A 23,499-nucleotide genomic window follows, 5' to 3' on the forward strand; every position below is an offset into this window, starting at 1 on the left:
TCAGTTACATTAAGCTCATAGTACCTGTTATCTGGAAGATCATCAGCCTTCAGGGTTAGTGTAGCATATGGAGTATTGCCCTGGAGAACATCATTTTTATCATACCAATCTCCTCCGGCGTTATTCCAAGAAATATCTTTATCCTTTTTATTCCAGCTAACATAATCAGGATTCCAGGAAACAGGTCTGTAAACTTCAATAACAGTATTATTTGGGCGTGTGCTGGAAGGATAATACCAGAAAAGGGACAGAGTTGCACTGCTGATTTCAGTAGCATTGGTATATTCGCTTACATTAAACCATATAAGATCTCTGTATCTACCAACACCACTCATTCCTCCAACGTCGAGGAATGATTTATCTGAAAAAACATCTTCAGGAGACGCCTCGCGCATGCGGTTGTCGTACATCTCTCTAGAGAGATTCACAGGGGTCCATGAAAGAGATGCATAGATCGTGTTTCCATATCTTCCAATATTAATCCTATTTCCATTGTCTTCGGGCTCGTTAGAGTAATCCGAGAAAGAACATCCAGCATCAATGCAGGGAGAGCTCACCGTATCTTGAACCCATGTTCCTCCGTTCCAACGACCTGAGACCGATTGAAGGTGATAATCATGGTTTTCCGGATTTGCAAAAAGAGGATTTACATAGATATCAGTTTTCGAGGTACAGTTATTATAGTTACCTGCTGAGTTATTGTAAAGGCAGTTATTTTCTAGCACAAAAGAATGTGTTTCAGGCAGATAATTGACAATTCCATACCCTGTTCCACTAGGGGACTTTGTGCGCGGCTTGGTATTTACAATTATGTTGTTGCGGACGATTGTTGTGAATCCGTCACCTTGTGGTATATAGGCTGGAGAATAATCATTGATATACATGTTAGCGATTGCAGTGTGATATATTCCGTCAAAGACATTATTTTCAATAACGGTGTCTTCAAATCCGCCTGTTATGATGCCACCTACCCAGGTAATGCTAGGATTGGTACCTGTGTCATAGAAAATATTGTGATGAATATAGACATTTTTCGCCTGGTCTCTGGTAGCAGAAGATGTATCGTAGTTGAACATCCAGATGCCAGGACAATAAGTATTATGGATAGTATTGTTGTAAATTTCTACGTCATCCATAATACCAGCAGACTTTTCGATTTGGATACCTGGCCCGCCTGCACTCCAGTGATAGAAAGAATCGATTAAATTGTCATGGAATTTTACGTGGTTCGAGTTCCAGATTCTAAGGGCGCTGTTAGTCCTGCAGGTTATTTTGTTATTCCAAGCCTCTACGTTCTCACACTGAATAGCAAACAACCCATCGTGCCCGAGCTTGTAAATAGTATTGTTGTAAAACTGGATGTTGTCACTGTATTTTATCCTCAGCCCGTCTCCATGCCCGTCATGCATATACATATCGCATACGGTTACGTTCTCACAATAAAGGAAATAAATTATGTTATAGTATCCTTTACCCTTAGCGAACTCAGTATTACCGTCATGATTCACATTAACCTCAAACCCTCTTATTACAATGTTATTATTTCCGGAACTGTTCATCTGCTGGATCAGTGGTTTCATTGTAACCCAGCCTGCATTATCAACCAATTTGATCACAGCAGTCGAATCACCTTCAAGAATAGTATCGCTGCCGATTAGAAGAGTTTCGTTAATAACATAAGTAAAAGGACCTTTGAGGTGAACAGTAGTATATTCAGAATTATCTGCCACAAACTTAAGGGCCTGATTTATCTGTACGTGATCATCTTTTCCATCGCAATTAAAATCCCCACTGCCATCTCCTGAAACGTAAACGGTTGGTGCAGGACTTCTACATGAAGCGGTAGGAACGTTTATAAGAATAAGGCAACCCACAAGAAGAAATACCCCAAATTCTCTTTTTAGCATATATATCACCTAAGATAACTATAAGAGTTTTATTCATGTGTTGGCAGAGTAAACTTAAGTAGGAAAGTCCACCCTACAAAACTTCAGATACTCTGCCAAATTAATTGACAAATTTATTACTCTGTCCTTGAGTGTTGGAAAAATTTTTTAAATAGTATCCACTCTCCGGCATTCAAGGCTATAGAAATCGTGGGAGAAATTATTCATGGTAATTGCTATTGAATTCAATAAGATACAATAAATAAGAAATTCAGAATAAATCTCCCTGTTTTGCAGGCCAATTCCTCAAATTCACATAGTTCCCCCCATGAAACCTAGTGAATAAATTACTTTTTAGCCTAGAATTAATTTCTATAGTCAACATTACAAAGTACACGATAATGTTATAAAAGTATTTGTGTAATCTTTTGAAATATTTAGAGAGTTTTTAAATATTAGGGAGAATAAACAAGGGGGTGATCCACCAATAATCAGTTGGTATTTTCCGGAGTATTCACACATTGAGTATTCACACATTAGCATTCTGCTCTCATTTTTTGCTTTATGTGCACTCAATTTTCCTGTACACAGGTAAGCTTAGAAAACAGATGTAACTAAGCAAAAATATCAACCAGATACTAATGCACCACCTTCATAGCTAGACACTTTTAAAAATAGTTTCATAAATTATAAAAAGTCAAGAGCTATATATTAAGAGATTATAAAAGATAGAAAATTAACTAGGGAAAAATGCACGGAAAATAGAAAAAGAGTAGGGAAGTTAGGCGTAAACCTCTGAGCAGTAATTATAATGAAAATACTGTCAGATTATATTGCTCTAGCACCTTCCTTGAAACTCCACTCCAGTCACATTCTTAAGATGTTCCAATATTTTTCTCCCCAATGATCTTGTTTTTATCTAAAACTAAATTTACCACAAGCTGCGAGTTTTTTGGGATTATTAGAACCTACTAAGCATCGATTATTCCTCCAATTCGAGAGATAAATTATTCGAACAAAGATCTTGAGGAGAAACGTCGTAAAGGTAGCTGTCATACACGTTAGAAAGGTTCAACGAAGCTTCTTCAACCACATTTATTATTGCAACTTCAGAATCATTGGCCATCCCATCACTTGCCTCAAAAGATATTGTGTAAAGCCCTTCCTGTCCATCTGAAGGCGTCCAGTTAAAAACCCCGATCTCGTCAAAATTTGCGCCTTCAGGGAGCTCAGATGCTGAAAATGTAAGGTTGCCTCCGTTCACATCAGAAGCTTTCACTGTAAAGTTCAAATTTTCTCCAATCTTAACTGTAGCTTCAGGAATAGGTTCAATCACAAGATCCTGTTCAAAGTCAACAGAAAGATTTTCGGAATGTGTGAAATTATCTTCGTTCGCATCAAAAACTTCCTCAGTAAAGTTAATATTTTCACAAGTATCATTCGTAGCTCCTGTGATCGAGTACATTAATGAAGACTGTACAGTTTTTACTCGTGAAGGCGATGACAGTGAAGCATAGATTGTATTTCCGTATCTCCCTATGTTGATCCTATTCCCATTATCCTCAGGTTCCTTAGAATAGTCAGAAGATAGATAACCGGCATCAATACAGGGAGAATTCACCTTGTCCTTTACCCATTTTTTTCCATTCCAGTGACCTGCAACTGACTGGAGATGGTAATCATGGTTTTTCTGGTTTACAAATAGCGGGTTTAAGTAGATGTCAGTTTTAGAGGTGCAGCCTTTATAATTACCTGCTGCATTGTTATAGAGGCAGTTATTTTCCAGCAAAAAGTTATGGTTCTTGGTGAGGTAACTGATCACCCCATATCCTGTCCCACTCGGGGACTTTGTACGTTTCTGAGTGTTTACAATTATGTTGTTACGGATAATTGTTGTATATTTGGACGAGTGACGTGGGGAATAAACTTCTGGATACATGTGAATAACAGCAGCATGGTATACACCATCAAAAACATTATTTTCAATTAGAGTATCATGGAATCCGCTCGCTACAATACCTCCAACCCAGGTAATGCTAGGATTAGTGCCTGTGCCGTAGAAGACATTATGGTGGATGTGGACGTTTTTTCCCTTATCCTTGGTAGAAGAGGTATCATAGTTGAAAATCCAAATGCCAGGTCCATAGGTGTTAGATATAGCATTATTGTAGATTTCTATGTCATCCATAATACCAGCAGACTTTTCGACCTGAATACCTGGCCCGCCTGCACTCCAGTGATAGAAAGAATCGATTACATTATCATGGAATTTTACATGGTTTGAGTTCCAGATTCTAAGCCCACTGTTAGTCCTGCAGGTTATTTTGTTATTCCAGGCCTCTACGTTCTCACACTGAATTGCAAACAACCCATCGTGACCAAGCTTGTATATCTTGTTGTTATAAAATTGAATATTTTTGCCTGATTTTATCCTCAGTCCATCTCCGAGCCCATCGTGCATATACATATTGTATACTTTTATGTTATTACAGTTAGTAAAATAAATTACATTATAGTACCCTTTGCCCTTAGAAATTTTGGGATTACCATCATGGTTTCCGTTAACCTCAAACCCTCTTATTACAATGTTATTATTTCCGGATTTGCTCATCTGCTGGATCATAGGTTTCATTGTGACCCAGCCTGCGTTATTAGCCAGTTTGATCACAGCATTTGAATCACCTTCAAGAATAGTATTGCTGCCGATTAGAAGGGTATCATCAATAACATAAGTAAAAGGACCTTTGAGGTGGACAGTAGTATATTTGGAGTTACTTGCCACAAATTTAAGGGCCTGATTTATCTGTACGTGATCATCTTTTCCATCGCAATTAAAATCCCCAGTACCATCTCCTGAAACGTAAACGGTTGGTGCAGGACTTCTACATGAAGCGGTAGGAGCGCTTATAAGAATAAGGCAACCCACAAGAAGAAATACCCCAAATTCTCTTTTTAGCATATATATCACCTAAGATAACTATAAGAGTTTTATTCACATGTTGGCAGAGTAAACTTAGGTAGGAAAGTCTCCTCCCCTTACAAAACTTCAGATATTCTGCCAAAGTATTTGACAAATTTATTACTCTATCCTTGAATGTTGGAAAGATTTTTTAAATAGTATCCACTCTCCGGCATTCAAGGCTATAGAAATCGCGGGAGAAGTTATCCATGGTAATTGTTATTGAATTCAATAAAATACAATAAATAAGAAATTCAGAATAAATCTCCCTGTTTTGTAGGCCAATTCCTCAAATTCACATAGTTCCCCCCATGAAACCTAGCGAATAAATTACTTTTTAGCCTAGAATTAATTTCTATAGTCAAGATTGTAAATTATATAATGGTGTTATAAAAGTATTTGTGCAGCCTTTTGAAATATTTAGAGAGTTATGAGAATTGTAAGAAGAAATAATGAAAATTTTGGATAAATTCTCAAGTTAGAATCGTCTTATTAAAAATTTATGAATAAGTGTTACCGCAGATAAACTAAAACCTAATTCATAAAAGTATTTGACATTATTTTGTTGAAAAATTAATTTCTGTTTTCTGTGCCAGAAGAATAAACTTACTAATTAAAAAATAGATCCATATAGGCTGCCTCAAATGAGGCAGCCTGTATCAATATCGTTTTCGGTTACTTATATCGATCGCTGTTAACTTACTAGAGCAACCTCAGGTTCTCTGGGATCGCGATATAAGTAACAAGATCTACGCATTAATGCTTTGATTTTGATGCATAAATTGTATTCCCATATCTTCCTATGTTGATCCTGTTACCATTATCTTCAGGTTCTTTGGAATAGTCAGAAGACGGATAACCGGCATCAATACAAGGAGAACTCACTTTGTATTTAACCCAAGTTTTCCCATTCCAAGTTCCTCCTCTTGATTGAAGGTGATAATCATGGTTTTTCTGGTTTACAAATAGTGGGTTTACATGGATATCAGTGTTTGAGGTACAGCTCTTATAATTGCCTACTACGTTGTTATAAAGGCAATTATACGAAATCGAAAAGGAATGTGTTTCAGGCAGATAATTGACGATTCCATACCCTGTTCCACTAGGGGACTTTGTACGCTTCTGGGTATCCACAATTATATTGTTACGGACAATTGTTGTGAATCCGTCACCTTGTGGTACATAGGCTGGAGAATAAGTATTGATATACATGTTAGCGATTGCAGTGTGATATATTCCGTCAAAGATATTGTTTTCGATAACGGTGTCTTCAAATCCGCCTGTTATGATGCCACCTACCCAGGTAATGCTAGGATTGGTGCCTGTGTTATAGAAAATATTATGATGAATATGGATGTTTTTTTCCTTGTCTTTGGTAGCAGAAGAGGTATCGTAGTTGAACATCCAGATACCAGGTCCATAAGTGTTATGGATAACATTGTTATAGATCTCTACGTCATCCATAATACCTGCAGATTTTTCGACCTGAATACCTGGCCCACCTGCACTCCAGTGATAAAAAGAATCAATTAAATTGTCATGGAATTTTACATGGTTTGAGTTCCAGATTCTAAGGGCGCTGTTAGTCCTGCAGGTTATTGTATTATTCCAAGCCTCTACGTTCTCACACTGAATAGCAAACAACCCATCGTGCCCGAGCTTGTAAATAGTATTGTCATAAAACTTGATATTCTCGCCATATTTTATCCTCAACCCATCTCCGAGCCCGTCATGCATATACATATCGCATACAGTTACACTCTTGCAGTTAGTAAAATAAATTATATTATAGTATCCTTTACCCTTAGCAACACTGGGATTACCATCATGGTTTCCGTTAACCTCAAACCCTCTTATTACAATGTTATTATTTCCGGAACTGCTCATCTGCTGGATCATAGGTTTCATTGTAACCCAGCCTGCGTTATTAGCCAGTTTGAGAACAGCATTTGAATCCCCTTCAAGAATAGTATTGCTGCCGATTAGAAGGGTATCATCAATAACATAAGTAAAAGGACCTTTGAGGTGGACAGTAGTATATTTAGAGTTACCTGCCACAAACTTAAGAGCCTGATTTATCTGTACGTGATCATCTTTTCCATCGCAATTAAAATCCCCACTACCATCTCCTGAAACGTAAACGGTTGGTGCAGGACTTTGGCACAAAGCGACTGGAACACTTGCAAGGATAAGGCAACTTACCAATAAAAGAATTACTAATTCTTGTTTTAGCATCGACATCATCTGAGGTCGATAATAACAACTCTCATTAGTATCTTTGTTAGATAGATGTTTTTTTAGTGACGTGTCAATATCTCCGCAAAATTTATAGACTTTTATTAGTTTTTCAGATGAATTGGATAAGATTTTGCAGATTGTATCTACTCCTCCAATCTCCAGAGTTACATCGTGAACATAAAGAATAAAGCTATAGAGACGCTTACAAGAACATAAGCAACCTATTAAATAGAAAAACTCCTAATTTCTCGTTTTAACCTCGATATTATCTGGGGGCATCAAAATAAAATTCATCAATGTTTTTGATAAACAGATGCTTTTCTTATAGTGACGTATCAATATATCCATAATATTTATAAATATTTGCTAAATATCTATAAATGGTACTAATTTTTAGTCTATTAGACAAGATATGGTAAGCGATACCGACTCTCCGACTTTTAAGACTATAAAAGTGTTCCAGAGTGATTATTCACAGTGAAAACTGTTGAATTCAACTAAAATAGTAAATTCAGAATAAGTTCGCCTTTTTCTAGGTCATTTTTTTCAATTTGCATGAATTACGTCGTGAACATAAAGAACAAACTTATTTTTATTTCTTATTTAAATTTGTGTAGTTAACATTGTGATAAAACAGCATCATACAAAAGCGTTCAACTAAAACAATAATGAATAATAGATCTGTGCTCAAATACAACTTCTCTGAGCTCACAAATTGATTAATAAAAAACAGATTATTCTCTGCTCTTTACAGATAGAAAATGTGGAAAACTTGCCAGGTTCTGATATAGCAGGCTGTTAGAGATTAAACGGATTGAAAAAAGTAAGAGTAGAGTTAGTAGCTATTCAAGCAGGGAAATGCCGTAAGTTACAAGGCTACCTCCTATCTACGTCTAGAATGCAATTATAAAATAAAGCTGCTTATTCCTCTATGAGTTACAGAGAACTTAATTAGATGATATCTTTGCACATGTCGAGAATCCTTCTTGCAACTCCATCCCAACTATGATTCTCAACTACGTATCTGCGCCCTTTCTTTCCCATAGCAGCCCGAGTTTCTTCATCGGAAAGTAATCTTACTACAGCATCCGCAAGTTCCTCAGGACTTTCGGGAGTTACTGAGATTCCGCCTCCAGAAGACTCGATTAACTCTTCAACTCCAGAAATACTACTTGCCACAATCGGCTTCCCACAGGCCAGATATTCATATGTTTTCAAGGCTGAAAGGCCTATTTTCGAGTTTCTATCCTTGATGAAAGGAGCAACGCAGACATCAGCCGCATTAATGTAGAGAGGAACCCGTTCATATGGGATTCTTCCAGTGAAAGTAAATTTATTCAAAAGCCCTAAACTGGAAGTTATTTCCAGCAGCTTATCTTTCATAACTCCATCCCCGACGACAAGGAAATGAGTATCAGGACATTTTTTCAGGATTAAAGGAGCAGCATGAATTAGAAACTCAACTCCCTGCCAGCCAGCAAGGTGCCCGACAAAGCATACGTACTTTTTTGAGTTTTCGAGCTGCAGTTCTGTTTTTGTCTGTCCTGGGTCAAGAGGCTTGAATACATCGGTATTTGCCCCATTGTTGATTACACAGATTTTATTCTCAGGAATAGAGTATAATCTCACTAGTTCATCCCTTAACTTATCCGTGACAGAAACAATTCTGTCACAATGCTTGTAGTTGAATTTCTCTGAGCGGAGTGCCAGAGAAGAGAAAACTCTATATGCAAAAGACTGTGAATTTGGATTGACCTTTAACTCATCCAGAACTATCCCATTAACTTCTACTATTGAAGGAATTTTTAAAATTTTACACAGCAATATGGGAAAGAACGGGAAAGAATTCTGGCGAAGATAAAGCACGTCAGGCCTGTTTTTTATACATGAATAAAGAAGGTAAAAGGAAAGCATAAATTCGTAAGATGGCTGTACAAGATATTTATTGTCTATTACAGGTACATATTTTATCCCGGGAATTGCACGATCTACGCTCTTCTGTCCGGGTGCAAACATAACTATATTAGTATATTTTTTCAAATTTCTTAGAAGCTCAAGAATGTGGATATTCGAACCCGATTTAGTATTGAAGGAGCCGTAATAGACTAGGAAAATATTATTTACTTTTTTAAACATAGTGGGATCCGGTTATCAGAATAGTAAAAGTAGTTAATTAGTTTATCCCATAAATTTATTTTTTTTCAAGTTAAAGAATAAAGGTTTAGTACGAACTCAAGAACAAGGGTTTAATGCATTTTGGAAGAGAAGTATTTATAGGATTAACTCTCTCCTCTGTCTGCTTTTGAGGCATCCGAAGCGAAAAAGAGCAAAAGATTATGAAAGTACTTGAAGTATGTCAGGAATTTCCAAACAGGTATTATCCTCAACTTGGGACATTCATAAAGCAGAGTATCGACTCAATTGCAAACCAGGGCGTAGATGTCACAGTTATTTCTCCAAAACCATTCGTCCTTCCTTTCTCTGCGTTTCCGTATCATAACTTTTCTAAACTGCCACGGATTGAGCATACTGAAAAATACGACCTTCATTATCCACACTACATATATGCCGTTCCCAAAAAGTATTTTTATCCCGTAACAGGGTTTTCATACTCTCACTTCGTTTTCGAATATGCAATCAAAAACATAAAGCCAGAACCAGACCTTATCCACGCACACTTTTCATATCCTGACGGATATGGAATGATGAAGCTTGCAAAGAAATGGAAAGTTCCTCTTGTAATAAGTGCTCTCGGTACCATAGAAAGAAAAGTTGCTTATGAGGGTTCCTATACCTCAAGACAGATTATAGAGGCGATGAATTTTGCAGATAAGGTTCTTTCTGTCAGCGAGGATCTCAAGCTCCACATAGTAAATCTGGGAATAGACGAAGAGAAAGTTCATGTAGTTCCCAATGGTGTTGATATCGAGGAGTTCAAACCTGCAGGAAAAGTACATGCAAGGAAGCTGTTAAATTTGCCGCAGGATAAGAATATTGTTCTATTTGTTGGAGCCCTTAGAAAAATAAAAGGTGTAGACTACCTTATTGAAGCTGCAAAGGATTTTGTGAACACAAATACCGATCTTTTTATGGTAGGTAGGGACGACGGCTTGAGAAAAAGTCTGGAAAAAAGGGCACAAGAGCTTAAAATTGCAGATCACATTAGATTCACCGGGCCAGTAAACCATGAGGATGTCCCGCTCTGGATCTCAGCTTCGGATATCCTGGTATTGCCTTCCCTTTCAGAGGGCAGACCAAATGTAGTACTCGAAGCGCTTGCCTGTGAAGTCCCGGTTGTGGCAACTGATGTAGGCGGGATACCTGAACTTATGGTTGATGGAGAAACAGGCTACCTGGTACCTGCAAAGAACCCTCTAGAATTATCCAGAAAAATTAATAAACTGCTTGAGAATAAAAACCAGAGAGAAAGTATGGGGAAACTCGGGCGTAAAAGCATAATTCAGAGAGGACTAACCTGGAAAGCTCATGGAAAAAAGACTGTGGATATATACTCAGAGCTTTTGGAGAACCCTTCGAAATAAATCTGAGTCCCTTAGCTTATACTTTTTTAAATTCCTGAGTTTGGCTAAATAACATACCTTGAAGTCCACAGAATAGCAGCTCAAACCCCCAAAAGCTTTTACTCACGTAAAGATGCTGCTTATACTATTTTACCTAGGAATAAAAACGGACATTGAAATAAAAGTACCTGTAAAAAATAAACTTCAGAAGTTATTTAACTCCTGATCATTTACTCTCTGGTTATTTAATCCCTGATTATTTAATCCCTTATGGGGAATAAAAATATCCATCGATGGATTTGAATAAATTTTACCAAGCCCTTCAAGATTGCTTTCAAGCTCGAGTTTATTTTCAGGCATCCCCGAATAGAAATAGTTTGCAGTATCTTTCAGAGTGCTTTCCTCACTGCCAAAGTATAATCCACTCCTGAGAAATTCGTTGGTTCTGAGAAGTACATAACCCTTGTATTCTGGGAGTTTATTTACATCACCGATTCTATAATTATCATAAGATAAAATATTCAATTCCGCGGATTTTTGAGGGATCAACGGGGCGTAAAAGAACCTTGAAGCATAATAATCGGTATAAATTGACTTAGTTGAGGAATCAACAGGAACATATTTGAAAATATGATTAAAGCCACTTAACTCTTCGGAAGTAAAGTATTCGTGTTTTGCTTCTTGACCAAGAAAATCCGAATCTGCAATACTGAAGACAGAAGAGATTAAAACGAAAGTAGAGAATAACAAAATCACTAAGAAAGCAGAATTTACTTTCTTGGAGGATTTATTAGCAATATAATTCCAGAATATATACAGTCCGTACCCCATTGCAAAAGCCATAAAGGGACTGACAAATAGCATAAACCGATCAACCCTGAAGAGGACTCTGAACTGCCAGATTGTGTTGAGGGGATTGGGAATATAAAATACTAGAGTTAATAGAGCAAATAACCCCAGCACAGAAGCATAATTTTTCTTGTAATTTTTCAGGAGAAAACCTATTCCTATTAAGGCAAAGAACAAAAATACTGATTTATCCAGAAGCCCTACTAAACTACTCAAGCTCTCCTGAAGAACTTCTGAACCTCCAGCAGTCAGAACCATAGAATCCAAGAACTGGCTCTGCAAACGGGGAGCCAGGCTCCTCTGTACAAATACATATGCTACAAAGAACCAGTAAGCAGTAAAAATGACATTAAGCAGTATAAAAAAGGGCTTGCTGATGTAGTTGCCGTTCCCTACCATATATTCCGATGCAAGAAGAATAACCAGTAATAAGACAAGCTGTGGAAGAGAGACGTTGTGAACTAGGGTTAAAAAAACTGCAACAATTACTGAGAGGATTTTTAAGGAAAGTTTATCCTTTTTGAAATTGACACTATAAACTAGGTACAATAGTATAATGAACATTATAAATGCCATTGTACGGGTGATTACATTTGTACCATAGTAGAGTACAGTAGAACTCACGGAGAACAGCAAGCATGAGAGGAGTGAAATCTGCCTGTTGTTAGTTATGTAATTAAAAAGGTAATAAAGGAAAACTATGGTTATTGCATAGATAGGTGCAGTTACCAGAAAAAGTGAATTTTTTGCGCCTATATGTAAGATCTCGGAAGCCTCTGCAATAAACACGTGATAAAGAGGGAAGTAAGCATAATCACTTAAGGAAGTTGGGATCGTTTTCCCGGCCATTGCAGTAACTTCTGAAATAAAGATGTGAGGCAGGATGTCTGTGGTACCAACATAGAAAGCATGATTTAAAGTTACACTGAAAATTAAATTACATGCAATTAAGACAGATTCTGCCAGAATGAGGGGAGGGTTTACATCTTTAGAGAAAATTTGGAAGAATACCGATAGATAAACCCCTAAAATAAAGAAGAAATAATATAGTGGCCTATTTCCTGGAGACAGCAAAAGTACAACTATGGAACCAATATAAAATATCCCGAACAGATAAGTAAGGGATTTTGTACTCAATGATGGAAAGAGATCTATATCGTGCAAACTTACATCTTTTTTGTAAATGAACAGTATGAAAAGACAGGAAAGTATTGCAGGTATTCCTGTAAATAGACCTCGAAGTGCATAACCGAACTTTCCGGCTGCAAACATCCATAAGAAAGCGAATATTACTGCGAAAATTACAGCTAGCGGAAACAGGAAAGAAATTAATCTCATTAAACGGTTATTGTCCAATTTGAATCCTGCTTCATTACTTACTCCTAACATACTATCTCCATGACCTTAAATACTCATAATTTCATAGATTGAATAAACATACAATCCAAAATTCTGTGTTTGAAAATTAATGAGAGTTCATCAGGGCCTTATTGATTAAGAAGATTTTGCCCCAAAAAGACTCCCAAAATTCAAGTGTTTCGGTCGCTTTTTCAATGTAGTAAAATAAATATCATAATTAAGTGTCCGAGCAGGAACTGACTTTTGAGATAAGAGGAGAATTTGTGAAGCTGTACAAAAATCCCAATCCATAGGCAATGTGCTGCACAGGAATAATAACTAGGGAAAAAAGGCCATATTTTGATTTCATTTTAGAGGTGACCTGGATTGAGGTAATAAAGACTAGAATAAAATACATGGCCATGAGTGCAAGAAGAAGCAGGATTGAAGCGGGATATTTGATAGAAGCAACAAGCAAAAGGGCTGCAAATACGATGGCAATTGAAGGCAGAAAAGCATACCAACGGACAAATTCTCCATGCTTCTTGAAAAGTTCTGCCATCCACATACCATATTTAAACATCCTTACGGAAAAGGATTTGAGCGTTCCTCTTCTATGATGCAGGACCTGCGCTTCTGGAATGTACAAAAACTTGTTACCTTTCTTACCAATTCTGTAGTTCAGGTCACAATCCTGGCCCACTATAAACCGCTCGTCAAAACCCCCAGCTTCCTGAATTGCTACTTTTTTGTACATTGCATTACAGTTAGGGAGAGAGCCGACATAATGCTTTTTTATGGAGTTTTTGGACTGAGCTGAGCCTCCTGACCCCAAGAAAGATTCCTGGGCATATCCCACCACCCTGCCAAATATAGGATCAGTATCAAAGATCAGGTTAGGCCCCCCAAAACACACAGCTTCATCTGGAGAGTCTTGCATTTCATGGACAAGAACTTTCAACCACTGAGGATCGACTTTACAGTCTCCATCAGTAAACGCGACAAGTTCTCCCCTGGAATTCTTCACACCAAGGTTTCTTGCAGCTGCAACATTTTTCTTTTCATTCAAAAGGAGTTTGACAGGATATTTCTGTACTATATCGCGCGTTTTGTCTGTGGACATGCCATCAACGATAATAATCTCGTAAGAATCTTGTGGGTAGTCTAGATTAATAAGTGATTCAATACATTCTTCAATGAATTTTTCTTCATTACGAATACCTACTACGACTGAAACGAAAGGGTATTTCATACAAATTGGCCCCGTTTTGACATTATTATTTTCGGATATTCTCGTTTAGAAATATCATCCTTGAGATGGCATGCAGTATTATCCCGGTAAATACCATAAAGGCTCCTATAACCGTCAGCATTACCATAAGGAGTGTTGGCCCGAAGCGCAGAGATCCTCCCTGAAGAAAATCCTGTAAAAATATCAGTCCCATAAGAAAGCCTGTAGATGTCATAATCAGACCAGGAACGGAGAAATAATACAGAGGGCGTCTGTACTCCATATCTTTAAGGATGCGGAACAGGACTCTGGGCCCATGTATGAAAGGATGCTCACTTGAGCAGTCCTCAAGATCATACCTGCAATGGATTTCTACCTCAGTAAACTTCAGTTTGTGATCTTTGGCCTGAATGAGAATTTCAGAGCCTGCAGACATATCTGTACCATTCAAATTTATGTTTTCAATAGCTTTTTTTCCATAAGCTCGAAAGCCACTTTGAGAATCCGTTACATTCAGACCGCCTGCAATATAGGTTGCGATATCAAGGACTTTCATCCCAAATTTACGATAAACAGGGACATTTTTACCGTTACCATTGACAAATCTTGAGCCAATTACCAGGTCAAACCCATCTTGTAAGGGTTCAAGAAGTTTGGGAATTTCGGAGGGGTCATGTTGACCATCAGAGTCAATTATGACCATAGCACCTGCATCGAGCTTACGGGCGGTTTCAAAGCAATTCCTTAGGGCTGCTCCATATCCCTTATTTGTTTCGTGACGAACTACATAAGCGCCAAGAGATTCGGCAATGTCGACAGTACTATCAGTGCTTCCGTCATCTACAACTACCACTCTGTCGACATATTTTTTGCAACCCTTGATAACATCTGCAATGGCATGAGCTTCGTTATAGGCAGGCATGGCTGCAATCGTAATGGCCATACGCAATCATCTACCTCTTTGAAGATAAAAGCAATAAGTGTCCTTAGTAACATAGTTAATTAGAGAAGAATCAGTAAAAATTCCAAATTTGACTAATATATTTTTCAGAGTCATCGCTCCATAATTTTTAGAGGGTTTCAAAAGGTCTTTTACGGTTACATTTACAGAGAATCAAATGGGGGGAGTTTTTTCCTCCTTTTACCCAAAAGAAGGAATATAAATACTCTGTAATTGTGTCACGGCATTTATTATAAGACCAGTATCTGTTTTAATATACGAGCTATATAAGCATTTAGACATGAAAAATAATTAATCAGTAATCCCGATGGCGAAAAAGAATTAAACTCATATAAAAGCTTGTTAGCCTTAATAATAGCTTAGTAAGCATTTATTATTTACATGACATAAAGGAAAAATTGAAGAAAAAATTACGCAGATATAAAAATCAAAGACTTTATTGTGATATGTCAAATCTTTACAAACCTGCTGAGTAAACTCGGAAACTTTAGATAAAAAGTTACATAACTTTAAACTTAAAAGGCAAGAACTTCTTTCAAGAAGATAGAAAAAAAGGGAAAAGTATTTTAGATATAACAAGCAGGAAAAGGGAAAGATATTTTATACAACGAGGTAATTGAGTAGATCGGGTTAAAACAGTCTTGAAAACGAATACAATTCAGGAAAACATATTCTGCTAAATCAGAAGAAAACTGGGATTAAAGCTCGGATAGTTTTCACCTTTCCGGCGTAATTCTTCATAATTGAAGATTAAAGCAGCTGGTGAAGAGGAATCGGAAGGTTTCCGAAAAACCTCATTAGGGAACAAAGAAATTGGCAGATTAGCCCGAATAAAGAAAAGACTGGGAAGCCAAAAAAACATAAAACCGTGTTATGAGGAGTTATATGGCCGGAAACCAAAAGTTCCCATCTGACCTGTTTTTAGTAGCAGGCCTTGTAATTCTCACAGATATTTTCGTACTAATTCCTGAACTTAGCGGAAGTTTTATCCGCACAGCTCTTGGTCTGCCCCTGATACTCTTCCTTCCAGGGTACGCCCTCATAGCCATGCTTTTTCCAGAAAAAAGCGGACTTGAAGGAATAGAGAGAATAGCTCTTTCTGTTGCAATGAGTGTCGCAGTTCTGCCTTTGATAGGGCTTGCACTTAATTTTACCCCCTGGGGAATCACGGATATCCCTCTCATTACAACTGTCTCCGTATTTACCCTGCTCATGTTGGTAGCAGCATACGTTAGGAGAAGATATCTACCCGCAGACAGGACATTTGAGGTATCATTCAGAGCCCTTGCCCACACCCTGCTGTCAGGAGTTACGGGAAAGCAAGGATCAAAAACTGAGAGAAACCTCAGGATAGTTCTAGCTCTTTCTTTCTTGATCTTGATCGGAACTGTAGCTTACGTTGTTATGGTGCCTCAGGACAGAGATCAATATACAGAGTTCTATATCCTTGGGACCAACGGAACAGCTAACAACTATACAACAGAGTATATACAGGGAGAAAGTGGGACCTACTTTATAGGAGTAACAAATAAAGAGCACAGAACAATGGATTATACAATGGAAGTAAGGCTTGAGAATGAATCGTTACCTCTTCCGAAAAATTTGCAGCATATCAGGCTTGCCCATAATGCAACCTTGGTAGAGCCTCTTGAGATTACGCCTTCTATTGAAGGAGAAAATATGAAGCTTGAGTTCCTGCTTTTTAATGAGACTGAAAAGAATATACCCTATAAAGACCTTCACCTCTGGATTAATGTTGGAGAGGAGGTGTGAAGATGGGGACGTTTGAGAGTCAGAATATAGAGACTCCAGAATATATAAGAACGAAGACGTCTGAGAATCTGAAGGAGAAAACACCTCAGATAAAAAATAAATGGGTTTACCTGACAATCCCGATTGTATCTATTGCTCTTGGGGAACTGATGATATTTTCGGGAAGGAAACTCGAAGCCATGGTAATATATGCACTGATTATGCTTGGGCTTTCCTTTTCCATGATATATATAAAAAATAAGGAAATTCAAAAAACATATCAGGCGCTCATCCTTTTGCCGATCCTGCGTCTGGTAGACTTTTCAATGCCCCTTTTCTATGAAGAGAAACTTTACAATCTTATTTTCACATACTGTCTTCTGGCGATTTCTGTAAGCATTGCAGCCATGAATCAGGGCTTTACTAGCACGCAGCTCGGGATAACCTTTAAAAAAATAGGGAGATATATTCCTCTATCAATATTGATGGGCCTTTTGTTAGGAGTAGGAGAATATATTATAGTAGGGAAAAACCCTCTTATTGAGGATTTTTCAATCTTTAACCTCCTGAGTCTCACCATAATTATGGTCTTTTTCGTGAGCCCTGTAGAAGAAATGATCTTTCGGTCAATCCTGCAGAATCGGTTAGAGATAGTGTTAGGAAGCTGGAAAGCGCTGCTAATTACAAGTATTTTATTCGGGTTAATGCATTCAGGATATGGGAGCATTTATGAGATATTTTACATATCCTTAGTAGGTGTTTTTATAGGCTATCTATTCCACGGGACACGGAGCCTACCGCTTGTTACGCTAATTCATGGATTTATGAATGTATTCTTTTTCGGGGTTATTCCCCTTCTCCTTTAAACTCTTTATTTGCAGCAATATACCCCAAAAATACAGAGAAGAGAATTTGATTAAGGGGATTAAATAAAGGTGAAAGCTTCGACATAGTGAGAACGTTGTTCTTCAATGACTCACAATTACATAGTCAGGAAAAATTCACTTCATGAAGTATAAAAAGAAAGTATAAAAATGGAACAACTGTTAGCGGTTCTCCTATAATTTCTGTGTTTTCGCGTTTTTAGAACTAACCAAAGATTCTAGATACAAACTGTATTCTGTCTGAGCAAAAAAGTAAATGAAATTGAAATCAATTTCACACTTAAACGAAATTGAAATCAATTATGGTAGTCTTTCTTAAGCAAAAAAGTACTTATCGAGGAATTAGTTTATTGAGTGAAACTCAAGATTTTTTAAATATCAGTCTGCTGAGCGCAAGCGTTGTACAGCTTGACTACATCAACGCTAGAAACAAAGAACTCCATCCTCCCTAAACGAAAAGGGCTCTGTCCTCCCGAAGCAGAATTCAGGCGAGAAGGAAATTGGACAGTGACCCTCTGAAAAACCATTAAAAGAGTGCAACAACCTTATAAAGAAGAATCGCACCAAAGGAAAATAGCAGTGGAATAATTCCCATGTTTAAAGAAGCCTTTACTGGATTTTCCCAGTATTTCGACACAGGGAGGAAATCCCTGAGCAAAAGCAATAAAAGCAAAACTGCCGTAGCCACAGACGCGCCGTCAGAAATTCCTGGAATTACAGTCGTTACTGAGAGCGCACCTGAAGAAACTGAATTAGACGTGATTAAACTTGTAAGCGTAGCCAACACTCCTCGAGTTAATTAGCGTGTTTAAGGAACAAATAAGCAATAAGATATAAAAATCCTCCTCCTGCCATTGACAAATATCAAGAGGAGAAAAATACGAAACCCAATTTTTGAAAAAAGATAGGAGAATCCCCTTAATATATAATGAAAATGCTGTGAGCTTGAGTCCGCAATCAAAAGAAAAGACATTCATAACAGCATAATCCCATGAAATACAGAAAGGAAAAAATAACTTCAGGCTACTTTATCAGACTTTACTGAACACTTACCTAGTTTAGAGAGAGCCACCATTGTCCTATCACTTGAAGCTTCATGACGGTAAAATGAAGTGATAAGTTAAAAAGAATAGTATGGGAAATAAAATAAAAATTTTATTAAGGAGTTATAAGTGCAAAAAAAGGAAAATGCATTGAAAAGTCATTTGAATAAATAAAAAAGGAGAGTAGAAAAATAAACCAAATCACTTAAATAACTACAAAGTATATTGACTAAAAAATTAAGAAAAGTTATAGAGTCCTATCATAGTGAGTATCAGAAAAAAGTAGTAACATCCTCTTGGGGCTTGTCCTGAAAGTTTGGGCTCTCCCGATTATCAGGATTATGAAAAATAAAAGATAGAAGATCTTTAAAAAGAAAAAAATGTTTAAAAGTAAACAGAGGTTTTATACTCCAACAAAAAGTTTATCTGGTTAACAAAAACCAGAAAAACGGGGGGAACAATGAACTCGACTGACTTTAAAATTCACAACTCTTCTAAGATATATGGCACCACTGTAATTGGGAAAGACACTGTGATAATGGAAAATGTGATCCTAGGATACCCTGAACACAGGATTCTAATGGAAATCCTGAAGCAAAATGTCGAAATTGAAAACTTTGACTTTCCAGGGTGTATCATCGGCCCTAATTCGATAATAAGAGCTGGATCAACGATATTTTCCAACGTAAAAACCGGGAAGAGTTTTAAAACCGGGCATAACGTAATGATTAGAGAAGATACGGAAATTGGGGACAACGTCCTTATCGGAACCAACGTCATTATAGATGGGCATGTGAAGATAGGAAACAATGTCAGCATTCAGGGAAATGTTTACATTCCGACCAACGTTGTCATCGAGGACAATGTATTTATCGGACCCTGTGCAGTTCTGGCCAATGATAAATATCCTATTCGAAAGAAATACGAATTGAAAGGCCCTGTTTTGAGGAAAGGTGCGTCTATAGGAGCAAACGTCACCTTGCTCCCAGATGTTGAAATTGGCGAAGGTGCAATGGTTGCAGGAGGAGCACTTGTGACAAAAAGTGTGCCAGCCTGGAAGCTTGCAATTGGAGTGCCTGCCAAAATAAAAGAACTCCCCAAAGATTTAAAGGAATTAAATAGAATATAAACCTATCAAAAAACCAAGGCTAAGTAAGATTAGTTTTATCGAGATTATTAAAAGAGGTCTCAAGATGATACCAATTGCCAAACCCCTATTGGGTAAGGAAGAGATTGATGCAGTAACAGAAGTCCTGAATTCAGGTATGATTGCACAGGGCCCAAAAGTTGAAGAATTTGAGCTTGCTTTTTCTGAATATACTGGTTGTGAGTATGCAGCTGCTGTGAACTCTGGCACTGCAGCCTTGCACATTGCACTTCTTGCCCATGGAATAGGAAAAGAAGACGAAGTAATTACAAGTCCTTTCAGCTTCATTGCAACAGCAAACAGTATCCTTTACACCGGGGCAAAACCTATTTTTGCAGATATTGAATCAGATACATATAATATAGACCCTGAAAGAATTCAGGAGAAAATCACTCCAAAAACCAGAGCTATTTTGCCTGTTCACCTTTATGGACACCCTGCAGACATGAAAGCGATAATGGAAATCGCAGAAGATAATAAGCTTATTGTAATCGAGGACGCCTGCCAATCTCACGGCGCAGAATGCCTTGGAAAAAAGGTAGGTAGCTTTGGAACAGGAGCATTCAGCTTTTACCCAACCAAAAATATGACAACTAGCGAAGGTGGAATGCTCACTACAAATGATAAGGAAATTGCAGAGAAGGCAAAAATGATCCGAGCTCACGGCTCAAAAGTCCGCTATCTGCATGAAATGCTGGGATTCAACCTGCGCATGACTGATATTGCAGCTGCAATCGGGCTAATTCAGCTTGGAAAACTAGATGGATTTACTGCAACTAGGCAAAAGAATGCAGAAACTCTTTCAGCAGGATTAAAAGGTATATCCGGAATTGTACCTCCAATTGCAAAAGCCGACTGTACCCACGTGTTCCACCAGTACACGGTCAGAGCAGAAAAGAGAGATCAGCTGGCAGCTTTCCTGAAAGAAAAAGAAATAGGAACAGGAATCCACTATCCTATATCCATTCACAAGCAACCTGTCTACAAGGAGCTTGGATACAGGGATTCCCTGCCGGTCTCAGAAAAAGCAACAGAAGAGGTTCTTTCTCTCCCTGTACACCCTGCATTATCCAGAACCGATTTGCAGGAGATAGTCGAAGCGACTAAAGAATTTTATGCAAAGGACTGATTAGTCTTCCAGCCACTGCATTCTCAGAACCAGGAAGTGAGACTTTTGATTAGAGTAGGAGTAATAGGTACAGGTGCTATGGGGCAGAACCACGTAAGGATTTACAGTGAAATGAATGGCGTGGAGCTTGCCGGAATCTCGGATGTCGACCAGAAGCGTGTCGAAGCAATGGCTACACAATTCAAGACAAAAGCCTTTACAGATTATAAAGAAATGTTAACAGAAGGACTTGATGCAGTAAGTGTGGTTGTGCCCACCAAACTTCATAAGCAGGTCGTACTTGATGCTCTTGAGGCAGGTGTACATGTCCTTGTAGAAAAACCAATTGCAGATACGACTGAAAATGCGGATCTGATGATAGCAGCCGCACAAAAAGCTGGGAAAATCCTTATGGTTGGGCACATTGAGCGCTTTAATCCCGCGGTCATAAAACTCAAAGAGATTATAAATTCAGGCATTTTGGGAAAGATAGTCTCAATCTCTACCAAGCGAGTCGGACCATATAACCCGAGAATAAGAGACGTGGGAGTAATTCTGGATATCGGTGTTCATGATATAGATGTGATCTCATACCTTTACGGCAAGAAAATAAATAGTGTTTATGCAATTGCAGGTGCCGATATTCACTCATTTGAAGACCATGCCTCAATTATCCTGCGCATGGACCATAATTTTGCAGGAGTTGTGGAAACAAACTGGCTGACTCCGCACAAAGTAAGGCAGCTAACAGCTATTGGAGTTAAGGGAGTAGCTTATCTGGATTATATTAATCAGACAGTACAGCTACATGATAATGAATGGATAAGAAAAGCCAAAGTAGAACATAGCGAACCTTTGAAAAATGAACTCACATATTTCATCGATTGTGCTACAAATGGTAAAAGCCCTAACCCCTGCGGAGAAGATGGAAAACATGCCCTTGAAGTGGCAATGGCAGCCATAAAATCCTACGAAGAAGAAAGATTAATTGAAGTAGGAAGAATAAACTGAGAAAAATCTGAAGAAGTAAAATCTCAAAAATCTTGAAGATAGGAAAGATTTGAAAAAATCTGAAAAAACAAATTAGAAAGTGGTGAATATGAGTAAATTAGAAAAACTTTTAAAAGAAAGAGGCTCAATCAAAAAGGTAGGAGTATTGGGGATGGGATATGTAGGTATTCCTTCGGCTGTTCTTTTTGCAGATGCCTCATGTTTCGATAAAGTTCTCGGCTTTCAGCGCAACTCAAAAAGCTCAAGTTACAAAATCGAAATGCTCAACCGTGGAGAGAGCCCTCTCAAAGGGGAAGAGCCAGGCCTCGAAGACCTGATTAGCAAAGTTGTGAAAGCCGGCAAGTTCGAGTGCACTCCAGATTTCTCAAGAATATCAGAACTTGATGCCGTCACACTTGCAATCCAAACTCCTTTTGCAAATCCCAAAGACCTGGAACCTGACTTTTCAGCACTCATTGAAGGCATAAGAAATGTAGGAAAATACCTGAGACCAGGAATGCTCGTAGTTCTTGAGTCAACAATCACTCCTGGTACAACCGAAGGTATGGCAAAACAGATTCTTGAAGAAGAATCAGGTCTAAAAGCAGGAGAAGACTTTGCCCTTGCCCATGCCCCCGAAAGAGTAATGGTGGGCAGACTTTTGAAAAATATCAGAGAACATGACAGGATTGTAGGCGGCATTAATGAAGAAAGTACCAGGCGGGCTGTTGAGCTCTATTCTCCTGTATTGACTGTAGGGAAAGTAATTCCTATGAGTGCAACTGCAGCCGAGGTCACGAAGACTGCAGAAAATACCTTCCGCGATCTCCAGATTGCAGCAATCAACCAGCTTGCCCTTTATTGTGAAGCCATGGGAATAAATGTGTATGACGTCAGGACCGGAGTGGACAGTCTAAAAGGAGAAGGTATTACAAGGGCTGTACTCTGGCCAGGAGCAGGCGTTGGAGGTCACTGTCTTACCAAGGATACGTACCATCTGGAAAGGGGAGTTAAGATAGGGAATGGACAGCTTGACTATCCTGAAGGAGCGGATTCAATTTACGTGCTCGCAAGAAAAGTCAATGATTTTATGCCTTTACACATGTACAACCTGACTGCTGCAGCCCTTAAAAGAATTGGAAAGGAGATGAAAGGCTCAAAGATTGCAATGCTTGGCTGGGCTTTTATTCGGGATTCGGACGATGCAAGGAACACCCCATCAGAACCTTATAGGGACCTCTGCCTGAAAGCAGGTGCAACGGTTACGGTGCATGATCCTTATGTCGTGAACTATCCCGGGATTGAGATTTCAGATGATCTTGAAAAGGTCGTCAAGGATGCTGATGCCGTGGTTGTTCTTGCAGGGCACAGTGCATACTTTGATGTAAAGGCTGATTGGATAAAGGAAGCTACAGGCAAGAAAAATCCGATCATTGTGGATGGAAGAAATATAGTTGAGCCAGATGAATTTATTTGCAAAGGGTTTGTCTATAAAGGAATTGGGAGGGGCGATAAAAACGAACATTTAATAATGTAAACATAAATTCTATTTGAGATATTGCTCTGGCTTTCAAATATGGGAAACGAGTGAA

15 protein-coding genes are annotated in these 23,499 nt (G+C 38.2%); 8 read left to right on the forward strand and 7 right to left on the reverse strand.

Going from position 1 to position 23,499, the window contains the following annotated elements; genetic code table 11:
- The 4 genes from BP861_RS14235 to BP861_RS14250 form a co-directional block, all read right to left on the reverse strand.
- Positions 1–1,907 (reverse strand): disaggregatase related repeat-containing protein (locus tag BP861_RS14235; RefSeq protein WP_292376645.1); only part of this gene is annotated, 1,907 nt, incomplete at its 3' end.
- A 961-nt stretch (positions 1,908–2,868) separates the two neighbouring features.
- Complete coding sequence (locus BP861_RS14240) at positions 2,869–4,845, reverse strand: right-handed parallel beta-helix repeat-containing protein (protein WP_292376646.1); 1,977 nt, start codon at positions 4,843–4,845, stop codon at positions 2,869–2,871.
- A gap of 756 nt (positions 4,846–5,601) precedes the next feature.
- Positions 5,602–7,089, reverse strand: a complete 1,488-nt coding sequence (locus tag BP861_RS14245; protein WP_292376648.1) for a right-handed parallel beta-helix repeat-containing protein — start codon at positions 7,087–7,089, stop codon at positions 5,602–5,604.
- 945 nt (positions 7,090–8,034) lie between these two features.
- A complete protein-coding gene (locus tag BP861_RS14250; protein WP_292376649.1) occupies positions 8,035–9,219 on the reverse strand; it encodes a glycosyltransferase family 4 protein in 1,185 nt (394 codons plus the stop codon).
- Positions 9,220–9,419: 200 nt separating this feature from the next.
- Here BP861_RS14250 and BP861_RS14255 point away from each other — a divergent pair, with 200 nt between their 5' ends.
- Entirely contained in the window at positions 9,420–10,625 is a 1,206-nt protein-coding gene (locus BP861_RS14255) for a glycosyltransferase (RefSeq protein WP_292376651.1), read from the forward strand.
- A 183-nt stretch (positions 10,626–10,808) separates the two neighbouring features.
- On the opposite strand, the gene BP861_RS14260 is transcribed toward BP861_RS14255, so the two are convergent.
- From BP861_RS14260 to BP861_RS14270, 3 genes are all read right to left on the reverse strand, one after another.
- Entirely contained in the window at positions 10,809–12,842 is a 2,034-nt protein-coding gene (locus BP861_RS14260; RefSeq protein WP_292376652.1) for a hypothetical protein, read from the reverse strand.
- Positions 12,843–13,029: 187 nt separating this feature from the next.
- Positions 13,030–14,043: a glycosyltransferase family 2 protein gene (locus BP861_RS14265; protein ID WP_292376654.1), complete on the reverse strand. Its 1,014-nt coding sequence runs from the start codon at positions 14,041–14,043 to the stop codon at positions 13,030–13,032.
- Between the two features lie 25 nt (positions 14,044–14,068).
- Complete coding sequence (locus tag BP861_RS14270) at positions 14,069–14,965, reverse strand: glycosyltransferase family 2 protein (protein WP_292376797.1); 897 nt, start codon at positions 14,963–14,965, stop codon at positions 14,069–14,071.
- Positions 14,966–15,868: 903 nt separating this feature from the next.
- On the opposite strand from BP861_RS14270, the gene BP861_RS14275 reads away from it, so the two are divergent.
- The 7 genes from BP861_RS14275 to BP861_RS14305 all read left to right on the forward strand — a co-directional run bounded on the left by BP861_RS14275 (position 15,869) and on the right by BP861_RS14305 (position 23,444).
- A complete protein-coding gene (locus BP861_RS14275; RefSeq protein WP_292376656.1) occupies positions 15,869–16,756 on the forward strand; it encodes a DUF1616 domain-containing protein in 888 nt (295 codons plus the stop codon).
- A 2-nt stretch (positions 16,757–16,758) separates the two neighbouring features.
- Positions 16,759–17,601 (forward strand): CPBP family intramembrane glutamic endopeptidase, encoded by an 843-nt coding sequence (locus BP861_RS14280; protein ID WP_292376658.1) that lies wholly within the window; start codon positions 16,759–16,761, stop codon positions 17,599–17,601.
- A 611-nt stretch (positions 17,602–18,212) separates the two neighbouring features.
- Positions 18,213–18,422: a hypothetical protein gene (locus BP861_RS14285; RefSeq protein WP_292376660.1), complete on the forward strand. Its 210-nt coding sequence runs from the start codon at positions 18,213–18,215 to the stop codon at positions 18,420–18,422.
- A gap of 700 nt (positions 18,423–19,122) precedes the next feature.
- Entirely contained in the window at positions 19,123–19,791 is a 669-nt protein-coding gene (locus tag BP861_RS14290) for an acyltransferase (protein WP_292376662.1), read from the forward strand.
- Positions 19,792–19,855: 64 nt separating this feature from the next.
- Positions 19,856–20,938: a DegT/DnrJ/EryC1/StrS family aminotransferase gene (locus tag BP861_RS14295; protein ID WP_292376664.1), complete on the forward strand. Its 1,083-nt coding sequence runs from the start codon at positions 19,856–19,858 to the stop codon at positions 20,936–20,938.
- A 45-nt stretch (positions 20,939–20,983) separates the two neighbouring features.
- Complete coding sequence (locus BP861_RS14300; RefSeq protein WP_292376666.1) at positions 20,984–21,928, forward strand: UDP-N-acetylglucosamine 3-dehydrogenase; 945 nt, start codon at positions 20,984–20,986, stop codon at positions 21,926–21,928.
- Between the two features lie 88 nt (positions 21,929–22,016).
- Positions 22,017–23,444: a nucleotide sugar dehydrogenase gene (locus tag BP861_RS14305; RefSeq protein ID WP_292376669.1), complete on the forward strand. Its 1,428-nt coding sequence runs from the start codon at positions 22,017–22,019 to the stop codon at positions 23,442–23,444.
- Positions 23,445–23,499 lie beyond the last annotated feature (55 nt).

The sequence above is a fragment of the Methanosarcina sp. UBA411 genome (assembly GCF_002495725.1).
GTDB lineage: Archaea > Halobacteriota > Methanosarcinia > Methanosarcinales > Methanosarcinaceae > Methanosarcina.

Coding starts and splice junctions, on each gene's coding strand:
- BP861_RS14240 (WP_292376646.1), bottom strand. CDS start 4,845: ATGCTAAAAAGAGAATTTGGGGTATTTCTTCTTGTGGGTTGCCTTATT.
- BP861_RS14245 (WP_292376648.1), bottom strand. CDS start 7,089: ATGATGTCGATGCTAAAACAAGAATTAGTAATTCTTTTATTGGTAAGT.
- BP861_RS14250 (WP_292376649.1), bottom strand. CDS start 9,219: ATGTTTAAAAAAGTAAATAATATTTTCCTAGTCTATTACGGCTCCTTC.
- BP861_RS14255 (WP_292376651.1), top strand. CDS start 9,420: ATGAAAGTACTTGAAGTATGTCAGGAATTTCCAAACAGGTATTATCCT.
- BP861_RS14260 (WP_292376652.1), bottom strand. CDS start 12,842: ATGTTAGGAGTAAGTAATGAAGCAGGATTCAAATTGGACAATAACCGT.
- BP861_RS14265 (WP_292376654.1), bottom strand. CDS start 14,043: ATGAAATACCCTTTCGTTTCAGTCGTAGTAGGTATTCGTAATGAAGAA.
- BP861_RS14270 (WP_292376797.1), bottom strand. CDS start 14,965: ATGGCCATTACGATTGCAGCCATGCCTGCCTATAACGAAGCTCATGCC.
- BP861_RS14275 (WP_292376656.1), top strand. CDS start 15,869: ATGGCCGGAAACCAAAAGTTCCCATCTGACCTGTTTTTAGTAGCAGGC.
- BP861_RS14280 (WP_292376658.1), top strand. CDS start 16,759: ATGGGGACGTTTGAGAGTCAGAATATAGAGACTCCAGAATATATAAGA.
- BP861_RS14285 (WP_292376660.1), top strand. CDS start 18,213: ATGTTTAAAGAAGCCTTTACTGGATTTTCCCAGTATTTCGACACAGGG.
- BP861_RS14290 (WP_292376662.1), top strand. CDS start 19,123: ATGAACTCGACTGACTTTAAAATTCACAACTCTTCTAAGATATATGGC.
- BP861_RS14295 (WP_292376664.1), top strand. CDS start 19,856: ATGATACCAATTGCCAAACCCCTATTGGGTAAGGAAGAGATTGATGCA.
- BP861_RS14305 (WP_292376669.1), top strand. CDS start 22,017: ATGAGTAAATTAGAAAAACTTTTAAAAGAAAGAGGCTCAATCAAAAAG.